General features: G+C 72.0%; 7 protein-coding genes and 1 pseudogene. 4 read left to right on the forward strand and 4 right to left on the reverse strand.

Translation table 11 applies throughout. The features are described from left to right. Positions 1-83: 83 nt before the first annotated feature. Both AB0M39_RS26640 and AB0M39_RS26645 read right to left on the reverse strand, forming a co-directional pair. Positions 84-2,062 (reverse strand): annotated as a pseudogene (locus AB0M39_RS26640) (cellulase family glycosylhydrolase). A gap of 260 nt (positions 2,063-2,322) precedes the next feature. Beyond that, entirely contained in the window at positions 2,323-2,616 is a 294-nt protein-coding gene (locus AB0M39_RS26645; protein WP_365368423.1) for a dsRBD fold-containing protein, read from the reverse strand. A 338-nt stretch (positions 2,617-2,954) separates the two neighbouring features. Between AB0M39_RS26645 and AB0M39_RS26650 the strand changes: the two genes are divergently transcribed. Both AB0M39_RS26650 and AB0M39_RS26655 read left to right on the forward strand, forming a co-directional pair. Beyond that, complete coding sequence (locus AB0M39_RS26650) at positions 2,955-5,189, forward strand: S8 family serine peptidase (RefSeq protein ID WP_365368424.1); 2,235 nt, start codon at positions 2,955-2,957, stop codon at positions 5,187-5,189. A 318-nt stretch (positions 5,190-5,507) separates the two neighbouring features. Further along, the gene (locus AB0M39_RS26655; protein WP_365368425.1) at positions 5,508-6,251 is read left to right on the forward strand and encodes a class E sortase; all 744 of its coding nucleotides are present in this window, start codon (positions 5,508-5,510) and stop codon (positions 6,249-6,251) included. Positions 6,252-6,339: 88 nt separating this feature from the next. Here the strand turns inward: AB0M39_RS26655 and AB0M39_RS26660 are convergent, their stop codons facing one another. Together AB0M39_RS26660 and AB0M39_RS26665 are read right to left on the reverse strand one after the other, a co-directional pair. Continuing rightward, a complete protein-coding gene (locus AB0M39_RS26660; RefSeq protein ID WP_365368426.1) occupies positions 6,340-7,293 on the reverse strand; it encodes an ABC transporter substrate-binding protein in 954 nt (317 codons plus the stop codon). 323 nt (positions 7,294-7,616) lie between these two features. Next, positions 7,617-9,131: an amino acid decarboxylase gene (locus AB0M39_RS26665; RefSeq protein WP_365368427.1), complete on the reverse strand. Its 1,515-nt coding sequence runs from the start codon at positions 9,129-9,131 to the stop codon at positions 7,617-7,619. A gap of 84 nt (positions 9,132-9,215) precedes the next feature. On the opposite strand from AB0M39_RS26665, the gene AB0M39_RS26670 reads away from it, so the two are divergent. Together AB0M39_RS26670 and AB0M39_RS26675 are read left to right on the forward strand one after the other, a co-directional pair. Further along, the gene (locus tag AB0M39_RS26670; protein ID WP_365368428.1) at positions 9,216-10,163 is read left to right on the forward strand and encodes a LysR family transcriptional regulator; all 948 of its coding nucleotides are present in this window, start codon (positions 9,216-9,218) and stop codon (positions 10,161-10,163) included. A 97-nt stretch (positions 10,164-10,260) separates the two neighbouring features. Further along, positions 10,261-11,763, forward strand: a complete 1,503-nt coding sequence (locus AB0M39_RS26675; protein ID WP_365368429.1) for an FG-GAP repeat protein — start codon at positions 10,261-10,263, stop codon at positions 11,761-11,763. The last annotated feature ends 42 nt before the right edge of the window (positions 11,764-11,805 follow it).

Here is an 11,805-nt window from a genome sequence, read left to right on the forward strand (position 1 = left end):
GTGCCTGGTCGACCCGACGCCAGCCGGGGACCGTACGAGCCGAGTCCCCACCCTTGATGCGCGCGCCTCGGCACCAACTCACGTCACCGTGCCGAGCCCCCGGCGGTGAGCTGCGGGAAGCCGGACGCCGCCGCCCATGCGCCGAGTTCGCGCTGTGCCTGCGTCAGCAGCTCAGCCGAGGGCCGTGCCGTGCCGTCCGCGATCAGCGCGTAGTGCAGCGTGCCGGGGGCCTCGCCCGGCGGGGCGGTGAGCAGCAGCCGACGGGACGCGGCGCCGCCCGACTCCTGGGCGATCGCGATCGCTTGGGCGGGAGAGTCGTACCCGGGCGGTCCGGTGACCGTGCCCAGGTCGGATACGACGACGGTGGCGGCGGGGTCGAAGCCGGCCGGCAGATGCAGCTCGGTCGGGACGCGAGCGCCTCCTCGGCCGTCGCCGCGCCAGACCAGCAGGCCGTACTGTCCGTCGGCCACCAGCCGCGCGGTGGACGGCAGGGAGGCCGGCATCTTGGCCCAGGTCAGCGTGGTGTTCCGGTCGCGGGAGCGGTCTTCGTAGAGGAAGGCCGCCGTACGGCCGGCGACCGCGCTGGGGTAGAGCCGGTCGAGGAGGCGGGCGTCCTGACGCAGCCGCGCCACGCCGGAGCCTGAGCTTGAGCTTGAGCCTGAGCCAGAGTCGGAATCGGCCAGCTCGACCGAGGAGAGGTCCTCGTCGTTCCAGGCGTCGCCGCGAGTGAGGATCTTGCCCGGGTTGCCGTTCATCGGCTCGTGGTGGCGGCCGCTGTAGAGGTCCCACTGCCACTGGGCGGAGGAGAGCACCGGCCCGGACTGCGCGGCCCTCGTCCACCAACTGGAGCCGGGCAGACGGGAGTCGAGCGCCTGATACATGGCCTTGAGCACCGTGGGCGCCTTGTCGGCGACCATTCCGCTCAGCGGGTGACCGAACTCGCTGACGAAGGCGGGGGCGGATGCGGCAGCGGAACGTCCGCGTATCTCCTCGAAGTTCGCCGCGTACTGGCCGTCGCCCGCCTTGCCCGGCATGAAGATGCCGGAGATCGCCTTCTGGTCGTAGAAGTGGGTGTTGAAGACATAGCGCGGGCCGAGCGTCCCGGCGTCCTTCAGCCCGCCCTCCTGGCGGGAGAAGGCAAGGTTGGAGTTCCAGAAGAGATTCGGCTCGACGAAGGCGGGCTTGGCCTGCCAGCCGGCGGCGTCCATACGGGCGCGGAACCGTTCGTAGAACGGCCACAGCACGTCCCGCTCCCACTCCCTGCTGTCCTGCCCGGCCGCGTAGATCCCGGCGTGCGGCTCGTTGTACGGGTCGAATCCGGCGACGCGCGCGAACTGGTCGGCGGAGAACTGCTCGCGCAGATACGTCATCGTCTGCTGCGCTGTGTCCAAGAAGGCGTCCTGGACGCCGACGGGCCCCATGGAGGTCTGGACGCGGCGGTTGGCCCAGAAGTCGCGGGAGGCTTCCTGAACCGCCTTGTTCTGGGTGATGTTCTGGCCCCAGTGGACGCAGATACCGCAGAACTCGCGGGCGTAGCCGCCTGCTTCCACGACCCACTTCGGCGCGCCGTCGCCGCTGTACCAGCTGTTCGCGTCGAAGAGATGGCGGGAGTAGAGGTCCTGGTGGAAGTCGGGGATCACCCGCAGCCCCGCGTCGACGAACGCCTTCATCTGCGCGGCGGCCGCGGCGAGGTAGCCGGTGTCGACGCGGCCGGGCTCGGGCTGGGCGTGCGCCCAGGACAGCAGGAAGCGGACGGTGTTCGCGCCGGCGAGGGCTCGTAGCGCCTCCGCGGACGTACGGGCGTCGGCCTGGAGGCGAAGGGGAGGCCGCCGTTCTCCTCCAGCTTCACCTCGCCGGAGACGTTGAACCCGCGCAGCACGACTTCGCGGCCGTATCCGTCGACGAACCGGGTTCCCTGCACGGACACCTCGGACGCCTGCCGGGTGTCGAACCACAGCGCCGGCTCGTCGTCGGCTCCCGCCTCGCCGCCGTACGCTCCGAGCGCCGCCAGCAGTCCCAGTACGACCCCGAGGGGCCCAGCGCCGGCGTCCGCTGCCCACATGTGTCCCACGGCTCCCCATGGGCGCACCATCGTGTGTATCTGACGAACCGTCAAGGGTGTGGGCACGACGGGCCGGGACCCGTCGGGGCAGCGCGCGGCAGCCTCGATCACGCGTCTAGGCAGCCCGCGTCCAGGTCCCGCGCCTGCACGGCGCGCCTGCAGCGCGCGCCTGAGTCACGCGACTCGGCCGGCCGTCTTTCGAGGCGGCAGGTCCGGTCGTCTGCGAGGAGGCAGGTCCGCCTCGTCTTGGCGGAGTCAGGTCACGTGTCCGACCAGCCGAAGGGCGGCGCCGCCGGCTCGACGACCCGTCCCGCACCCATCGCCTCCAGTTCTCGGTCGGCCTCTCTCATCAGCTGGTCGGCGATGTTCTTCACCGCGCGGCCCGCCGCGAGATCGTCTCCGATCGCGGCGACGTCCAGGTCCTCGGGGTTGCAGCGCGCGACCCCCTGACCCGTCAGCGTCACCGTTCCGGTGTCCAGCACCGCCTGGGCCCTCGTCGTACCGTCCTCCTCCTCCAGGTGGACGGTCACGTTCCAATCCAGCGTCCGACTCATCGCGCACCCCTTCACCCGCTTCGCCCGCATCCGGCCACCGCGTGCCCGAGCGGCACAGTCCTGGCTTCCAGGATCCATCGGCCGGGTCCGCGCCGCACCCCTTGCCCGCGCCCGGTCCCGCCCTGCCCACCGCGACGCCTCCCGCGGCTCCCGCGCCGGCTGATCGCGGATCAGATCCGGGGCTCGGTCCGGCCGCGGGCCGCCCCGTGCGAGCGGGCGGGCGCGCGGGCCGGAGCCCCCGGAGTTACATTGAGCGTAGGCGTGTCACCCGGTGTTTCCGCCGCTCCCTTTCCTTCATTCCTCTCCTCATTCCTTGAGTCTGGAAGGGACGGATTTCCATGCGTGTCATCGCCTACTGCATGTCCGAGGAAGACTTCGACGAAGCGGCGCGCCGGCTGAGAAACGCCTCCGTGACCGACAGTTTCGTCGTCGGCGACGTCGACGAGGCGGACATTCCCGCCCTGGAGGCCGCCGGACTGACGATCGACCGGCTCGATGCGAATCCGCGCGCCGAGACCGCCGCGATGGGGCGGGATCGCATCACAGGGGTGGGTGTTCGCGAGCAGGAGACCCCCGAAGCCGAGGCCGCGCCCTTGGAGCCCGGCGTCGCGGCGATGTGGATTCTTCAACTGGGCGGACCGCTGCTGGGGGAGTACCGGGGCGAGATCGAGGCGCTGGGCGTCACGTTGGAGCGGGCCGTGCCCACCAACGCGTACCTGGTCAACGCCACCCGCGAGCAGGCGGACGGCCTGCTCGCCCTGCCGTTCGCCGTCTCGGTGGAGCGCTACGGTCCGCAACTGGCCGAGCCCGTACGGGTGCGGCCGGAACGCCCCGGCGGCTCTGCCGAGTTGGGTGAAGAGGAAACGGTTGAATCGAGCACGGGCGGCCGCGTCTGGGATCTGCGGCTGACCGGCGCCGAGGTGCGCCCGCAGGTCGTGGCCTGGCTGGAGGAGCACACGGACTCCCAGGGGCTGCGCGTCGTCGCCGACGCAGGGCACCGGGTCCGGATCGAGCTCGCCGAGGGCTCCGCACTGGAGAACCAGATCCCGCAGGTGCCCGGCGTGCTGGAGATGGTGGAGTACGTGCCGCCCAAGTTCTTCAACGACGTGGCTCTCGAGCTGCTGGGCGTCACCTCCCCCGCCGGCGACGGCGCCTTCCCCTTCACCGGCAGGGGCCAGATCGTCGGCGTCGCCGACACCGGTGTGGACATCGGTCACCCGGACTTCGACGGCCGGATCGTGGACGCCGTCGCTCTGGGGCGGCCCGGCGACTCCAGCGACACCAACGGTCACGGCACGCATGTGGCCGGCTCCATCCTCGGCGACGGCGCGGCTTCGGACGGCGCGTTCCACGGCGCGGCGCCGGAGGCGCAGCTGTACTTCCAGTCGGTCATGGACGAGAGCGGCGGGCTCGGCGGGCTGCCGCTGCTGCTCGCCGACCTCTTCGAGCCCGCCTACCAGGCAGGCGTCCGGATCCACAACAACAGCTGGGGCGCGGCGACCGCGTCCGCGTACACCGTGAACTCCGACGACGTCGACTCCTACGTCCAGAAGCGGCGCGACATGCTCGTCGTGATCGCCGCGGGCAACGAGGGCGACGCGGCCCAGCGGCTGCACTCCGCGCCCGGCTTCGTCGACTGGGCGTCGATCGGGTCGCCGGCGTCCTGCAAGAACGCGTTGACCGTCGGGGCCCGCCGCAGCAGCAGGACCGAGGGCGGGCTCTCCCGCAAGAGCTGGCGAGCCTTCGGCTTCCCGGACGACCCGATCGCCGGGCAGAAGATCTCCGGCGACCCGGAGGCGCTCGCCGCGTTCAGCAGCCGGGGGCCGTGCGACGACTGGCGGGTCAAGCCCGAGGTCGTCGCGCCCGGGACCGACATCCTGTCGACGAGATCGGCCGACGCGCCCGCCGACCACTTCTGGGGCCTGCACGGCAACGACAAGTACGCCTACATGGGCGGCACCAGCATGGCGACTCCGCTGGTCGCGGGCTGCGCGGCGCTCGTACGGCAGTACTACGTCACCGAGCGGCAGACCGAGCCCAGCGCCGCGCTGCTCAAGGCGACGATCATCAACGGCGCCCGGAGGCTCACAGCCGAGGACTCGACCGCCGAGCATCCGCACTTCCACCAGGGCTTCGGCGCGGTCGACATGCCGGCGACCGTTCCGAACCCGGGCAGCGCGGACCTGCGGCTGGAGTTCGTGGACTGCTGGCAGACGCCGGACCGGCAGCTGGGCAGCACCGGGGAGCGGATCAGATTCGTGGTCGAGGTCGAGGAGGGCCTCCCGCTGAACGTGTGCATGGCGTACACGGACCTGCCGGGCCGCGCGCTGCAGAACGACCTCAGCGTGATCCTCCAGGCCCCCGGAGGCGCCAAGCACCCGGGGAACGGCGGACTGCCCAACCAGCTGTTCAGAACCGACAGCACGAACAACGTGGAGGTCGTCCGCCTGGACTCGCCGCCGGCCGGCCGGTACCTGATCCAGATCTTCGCCAGGAACCTGCTCAAGGGGCCGCAGGACTACGCCCTGGTGGTGACCGGCAAGCTCGCCGGGTCCCTGCGCGAGCCGGGCTGAGCGGCGCCCGCGCGCACGCCGCCCGCGCTGCGGCCCACGGCGGCGTGCGCCCGGTGTACCTGAATCTGCCGCCTGACCAGGGATTCCTCCCCGCCGACCGGCACTGCCCTAGGTGCCCCGGACGGCCTCGCGGCCGGAAAGCGACCGAAGCGCCTGGCGTATAGGAGGCCGAAGGGCCTGGCGCATAAGAGTGCGATAAGCGAACATTGCTCAGGTACGGGACCGCCCGCCCGAATCCGGCGGTTCTCCCGTCGAGGCGGACGCCGGTCTACGCGCTGTGACCCCCTCGACACTCCCCGGCCCTCGACCCGGATTGCCATGTTCATATCCCCAGCTGTTCCAGCCGCGCTCGCCGGCCTGCTCATGGCCGTGCTCGTCGGCTGCTCGACCACCGCCGACGACGGCGCGGCCGACAGCGTCGGCACGTCCGACAACCGCGCCGCCGTCTCGGTGACGCCCACCCCGGAGGATCCCGCGCCCCCGAAGGCGTCGCTGATCATCGGGGCGGCCCCCGCCACGACCTCCGCCGCGTCCGATCCGGAGCCGCGCGCGAGCGACCAGCGGACCGAGACCGCGACGCTGGCGATCCCGGCGATCGGCCTCCAGAGCCTGCGCGTCGTCCCGTACGAGGGGACGACCGATGACTGGCCCGGCACCCTGATCCAGAACCGCGGCCTGGGCGCGAGCCCCTACGGAAAGGACGGGGGCGTCGGCCCCGGCGAGGTCGGGAACTATCTGGTCACCGCCCACCGCCTGTCCGCCGGCGGGCCGCTGCGCGATCTGCCGGCCCTCGACGAGGGCGACACGGTCCGCGTCACGGTGGGCGGCGAGGTCTACGTGTACGAGATCACCGAGACCAGGCAGACCTCCTTCCGCTCCGAGCGCTCGCTCGCCGAGCAGCGCGCGGCGGTCCCCGGCCACCCGGGCGAGCAGCCGACCAAGGCGATGATCACGATCTCCACCTGCGCGACGCCGGAGGACAACGCGGCCGGAAACTACTGGCGCGACGACCGGGGCAACCCGGAGCACCGCATCGACAAGATCGGCGTTCTGCGCTCGTAGGTCTTCCGGGCACCGGCGAGCGGCTCACGTCGGGCGTCGCGCATCGCGTGCACGTAGGCGAGTCACCGCCCTCGGCGCGGCGCACGGCTCAGGAGCCGCCGTTGACGCTCGCCTTGGTGATCGCGCCGCTCTCGGCGCCCCACTTGTCGAGGACCTTCTTGTACGAGCCGTCGGCCATGATCGCCTCCATGGCGGCCAGCAGCGCGTCGCGCAGCTGCGCGTTGTCCTTGTCGACGGCGATGCCGAACGGTCCCGCGTCGACCTGCTCCCCCACGATCTCGAAGGTGTTGCCGCCCTCCGCCTTGCGGGCGAGGTCTACGGCGACCGGGTAGTCGTTGACGCCGGCGACGGCGCCGCCGGACTTCACCCGGGTCTGGGCCTCGGAGTCGTTGTCGAAGGACTCGATCTTGACGGGCTGCTGTCCGCCCTGCTCGCACTGCTTGGACTGCTTCTTGAGCGCCTCTTCGAAGGTCGTGCCGCGCTGTACGGCGGTCTGCTTGCCGCACAGGTCGGCGATGGTCTTGATGCCCTGCGGATTGCCCTTCTTGACGTACACGACGGTTCCGGCGACGAAGTAGTCGACGAAGTCGACGCCTTTCCCGGTCTTCTTGCCCTTGTCGTCCAGGCCCTCCTGGCGGGCCTTGGTGTCGCTCATCGAGGACATGACGGCGTCGTGGCGGCCCGAGTTCAACGAGGAGATCAGACCGTCGAAGGTGCCGGACGTGAACTCGACGCGCACGCCGAGCTTCTTGCCGAGCTCGGCCGCGATGTCGGGGTCGACGCCGACGATCTTGCCGCCCTCGATGAACTCCATCGGGGCGTAGGCGGCGTTCGTGCCCATCTTGATCACACCGGAGTCCTGGTACTTCTTCGGCAGCTTGGAGTGGAGCGGAGCGCCGCTCGACTTGGCCCCCGTGCCGTCCCCCTTGCCCCCCGAGCCGCTGGAGCCGGTCTGGTCGCCGCAGGCGCTCAGCACGAGCGCGGCGGCGCTCGCGGCGGCGACGGCGACGAGCGTGCGACGGCTCGATATGCGTGCAGTCATGATCGGGGTCTCCTTCGGTCAAGGTGTCGGCATTGGAGGGTACGGATCACCACGTCGGCTGGAACAGATGGGCGGCGCGCATCAGACGACGTCAGGCGGAAAATCGATCACGCGGTTGACGTCACGTCAGGCGGCATGCCTGGCAGGCCTGTTGCCCGCGCGGAGCGGCCTGGAGCGGAGCGGCCAGGACCGGACCGACCTTGAGCGGACCCCGGAGCGCTCGGCGGTCACGGCGACCCCGGTGTGGGTGTGCGGGTCGTCGAGTGAGGCGAGCGCGGCGGCGAGGTCGACCCCCGGCGGCCGTGCGCTCGAAGTGCCTACTGTCAGACTGCGGGCGCCGCATCGGGGTCGACGACGCGCAGCCGGGTGACCCCCGGGTCGAGCGCGCCGCGGACATGGCCGTTCGGCGCGGCGGCCGTGCGCTGCAGGAAGCGAACCGTTTCCGCGGTGACGACCTCGCCGGGCAGCACATTGGGGATGCCGGGCGGGTACGCGGCGAGCGTGTCCGCGGAGATCAGCCCCACGGCCTCGGCCGCGGGGACCACACGGGCGGGGCTCATGAAGGCCTCGCGCGCAGTGAGCCGGGAGGGGCCGGGCTGCGGCAGCGACAGGCGCAGCAGCTCGCCGCCGTCCGCGAGCGGCGCCGGCAGGGTGTGCAGGGCCTCGACGAACCGGTCCATGTCGGGGGCCGCGCCCGCTCCGACGACCGCGACGATCGCCGAGTCGGTGGAGACCTCGACCATGATCTGGTGCTCGCGGGAGAGCCGGCGACGGGCCTCATGTCCGGAGATCCCGCCGGCGCGGGTGTCGATGGGGATCCGCAGCGGATCCGCGGCCACGATGTCCGGGAACTGCCCGAAGCCGTCGCTGACCACGGCGTACCGCCCGAGGGCGCGGATCACTCCGCGCGCCTTGTCGGCCGCCTCGACCGAGGCGCCGAGGGCGTCGCGGCCGCGGGACAGGGTCATCCGCGCCAGATCGAGCGAGCCCATCAGCAGCGAGCTGGCGCTGGTGGACTGCACCAGCCGGAACGCACGGTCCACGAGGGGCTCGAGGGCGTCGGCGAACGGCCCGTGCCCCAGGTGGAGCATCGCGGACTGGGTGAGGCTGCCCGCGAGCTTGTGCGTGCTGGAGGTCACGAGGTCCGCGCCGTGGGCGAGCGCGCCGCGGGGGAAGCGCTCGTGGAAGCCGAAGTGGGCGCCCCACGCCTCGTCCACGATCAGCGGTATGCCCGCGCGGTGGGCGACGTCGGCGAGGGCGCGGATGTCGGCGACCGCGCCGAAGTAGCTCGGGGAGACGACGTAGGCGGCCGCGGCGTCGGGGGTGCGGGCGATGGCGGCGGCGAGGTCGCCGGCGGTGACTCCATGGGCGATGCCCTGCTCCGCGTCGACGGACGGCTGTACGAAGGCGGTCGCCAGCCCGGACAGCACGAGTCCGTCGATCACGCTGGAGTGGACGCTGCGCTGTACGACGAGCGTGCGGCCGAGGGCGGGGGCCACGAGGGAGGCGATGTGGTTGCCCTGCGAGGCGCCGTTCGTCAGGAACCAGGTGCGCCGGGCGCCCCAGGCCTCCGCGGCCAGGGCCAGCGCCTGATCCATTGGCGTGTTCACGCCGAGGTCCACGCCTTCGAGGAGCGGCGGGAAGTCCAGGCGCAGCGGCTCGGGTCCGAACGTCTCGGCGAGCGGGCCGAAGCTGTCGGGCTCGGCGGCGTGGCCGGGGACGTTCAGCCGGAGCCAGCCTCGTGCGGCATGGGATCGGAGCGCCTCGGCGTACGGGGCGCGGTGCTGTGCGGACGCCTGCGGAGTCAGGCCCGGGGACGTGGCGGATCGGGTGTTCACGCCGGTCAGCGTGCCAGCGACAGACCCATAGAGGAATACTGCAGTTATCTGGGGATCTCCATACGACATCTATATGGTGTCCATATGCTCGAGCTACGCCATCTCCAGGTTCTGCGGGCCATCGCGCAGGCCGGCTCGCTCGCGGGCGCCGCCCGCGCACTGCACTACGCGCAGCCCACCGTGACCCACCACCTGGGCGCCCTCGAATCGCACTTCGACGCCCCGCTCGTACAGCGCGGGCCGCGCGGCGCGAACCTCACCGAGCTCGGCGAGACGCTGCTGCCCCATGCGGAGGCGATCTTGGAGCGGGTCCAGCTCGCGGAGCGGGTGGTGCGCGGCCAGGCCGAGCGCGGCGCGCGCACCCTGCACATCGGCACGTTCCCGACCGCGGGCGCCCTGCTGCTGCCGCCCGCCGTGAAGGCCCTGCGGCAGAAGGGGGTGCACATAGCGCTCACCGAGGGAGAGCTGCCCACGCTGCTGCGGGGCCTGCTCGCACGGGAGTTGCAGGCCGCGCTGGTCTTCTCCCAGCCGGGCGACCGGCTCGACCTGGACGAGGACTTCGAGCTGCACCCGCTGCTCACCGACCCCCTGCTGCTGGTCATGCCGCACGACCACCGGTGCGCGGCGCTCGAGGAGGTGCCGCTGTCGCAACTGCGCGACGACGACTGGGTGGGCGCGGCGGATCCCCGCGATCCGTGTGACCGCGTCCTGTCCTGGGCGTGCGCGCGGCACGGCTTCGAACCGGTCCATGTGATGCGGACCGACGACTACGCCATGGTGCAGGGCTTCGTCGCCGCGGGCACCGGCGTGGCCCTGGTCCCCCGGCTCGCGCTCGGCGCCCCGCGCGACGACATCGCCGTCCGCCCGCTCCAAGGCCCGCCGCTGGCCCGCGAGATCAGCGTCGCGGTGCTCCGCTCGACCGTCGCGGCCAGCGCCCAGGACCTGGTGACCGCGCTGACCCTGCGGGCCCGGCAGATCACCCGTCAGTGGGGTGACTCACTCCCCGCAGCGCGCGGCCCGGCGAATCATTGATGGATCTTTCCTCGTTGCGGGGGCAACCGTTCGCCGTCCCAAGTAGTCGCAGTTCACGACTAGTTAACTCTGCTGGTTAACTCTCTAAGGAGCAGTCATGAACAGAAGCCGAAACGGGCGGGGCTTCGCAACGGCCGTCGCCATCGCTGTCGCGGCGGCGGCGACGGCGACCGCGGCGCCGTCGGCTCATGCGGCCCCGTCGGCGCCGACGGCGGGCACAGCCGCCGTGGACGCGCAGCGGATCGACTTCAACGGCGACGGCCGCCAGGACCTGGCGGTAGGCGCGCCGGACGGAACGATCGCGGGCGCCGCCAAGTCCGGGTACGTCTCGGTGGTCTACGGCCGTGGCGCTCAGGGCCTCGACCCCGCCGTGCACGCCACGTTCAGTCAGAACACCGCGGGCGTCCCCGGCGCCGCCGAGAAGGAGGACAGGTTCGGAGCCGCCGTGCACCCGGCTGACCTCAACGCCGACGGGTACACCGACTTGGTGGTGGGCGCACCGGGCGAGGACGTCGGCAACGCGACCGACGCCGGCATGCTCACCATCCTCTGGGGCAGCGCCGCCGGCCTGTCCACCGCCACCGCCGTGGACACCGGCGCCGATCCCGGGTGGGGCGTCGGCGGGTACGTCACGGCGGGCGACTACGACGACGACGGCGTCGTCGAGCTGGTGGCGCGCGCGGGCGGCGAGAAGCTGCGCTTCCTGTCCGGCATAGGCAAAGACGGCAAGCCCGCCAAGGCGACGTTGATGTACCTGTGGCCCGTGGAAGGCGTCGTCGCCACCCACAACCTCACGACCGGCGACGTCACCGGCGACGGGGTCAGCGATCTGGTCATGATCCACACCGACGCGGAGGAGGAGGACTCCTGGCGCGGAGTCCTGTACAAGGGCGGGAAGGGCGGTCTGACCCGGGTCGGCATCCTCGAGGACACGGCCGGATACCGTCTCGGCGGCCAGAGCGCCGCCATCGGCGACCTGAACAAGGACGGCTACGGCGACATCGTGATGGGCCACGGCCGGGACTACTACGACAGCGACTGGGGGAAGCCCACCAAGGGCGGCGCGCTGGGCGTCGCCTACGGCGGTCCGGACGGCCTGAGCACCACGCTCAAGCCCGTCTGGATCCACCAGGACACCGAGGGCGTCCCCGGCGTCTCCGAGAGCGGCGACGGCATGGGCACCAGCGTGTCCGTGGCCGACGTCGACGCGGACGGCTACGCCGACGTCGTGACCGGCGTCCCCTTCGAGGACTTCGCCGGTCTCACCGACCCCGGTGCCTTCCTCATCCTCAAGGGCAGCGCCAAGGGGCTGACAGGCGCGGGCTCGCAGGTCTACAGCCAGGAAACGGCCGACGTCCCCGGCGTCGCCGAGAAGGGCGACCGATTCGGCGAGACGGTGGCCGTGCTCAGGGCCGCGGCGGGCGAGGGCGCCCAGGTCGTCGTCGGCGCCCCCGCGGAGAACGCGGGCAACGGCGCGGTCTGGGCGCTGCGTTCGTCCGCCGCCGGCCCCACGACCGCCGGCAGCGTCTCGTTCGGGCCGGGCACCATGGGCGCCCCGGCGACGGGCGCGGCCTTCGGCGGCGCGCTCGGCAAGCGCTGACCCTCGCCGAGCACTCGACGCGTCGACCGGCCGGCCGCCCGT

Source organism: Streptomyces sp. NPDC051907, from assembly GCF_040681075.1.
In the GTDB taxonomy this organism is placed as follows: domain Bacteria; phylum Actinomycetota; class Actinomycetes; order Streptomycetales; family Streptomycetaceae; genus Streptomyces.

What these genes read in the sequence shown, in the direction of transcription:
- AB0M39_RS26645 (WP_365368423.1), bottom strand. Translation starts at nt 2,616, where the DNA reads ATGAGTCGGACGCTGGATTGGAACGTGACCGTCCACCTGGAGGAGGAG.
- AB0M39_RS26650 (WP_365368424.1), top strand. Translation starts at nt 2,955, where the DNA reads ATGCGTGTCATCGCCTACTGCATGTCCGAGGAAGACTTCGACGAAGCG.
- AB0M39_RS26655 (WP_365368425.1), top strand. Translation starts at nt 5,508, where the DNA reads ATGTTCATATCCCCAGCTGTTCCAGCCGCGCTCGCCGGCCTGCTCATG.
- AB0M39_RS26660 (WP_365368426.1), bottom strand. Translation starts at nt 7,293, where the DNA reads ATGACTGCACGCATATCGAGCCGTCGCACGCTCGTCGCCGTCGCCGCC.
- AB0M39_RS26670 (WP_365368428.1), top strand. Translation starts at nt 9,216, where the DNA reads ATGCTCGAGCTACGCCATCTCCAGGTTCTGCGGGCCATCGCGCAGGCC.
- AB0M39_RS26675 (WP_365368429.1), top strand. Translation starts at nt 10,261, where the DNA reads ATGAACAGAAGCCGAAACGGGCGGGGCTTCGCAACGGCCGTCGCCATC.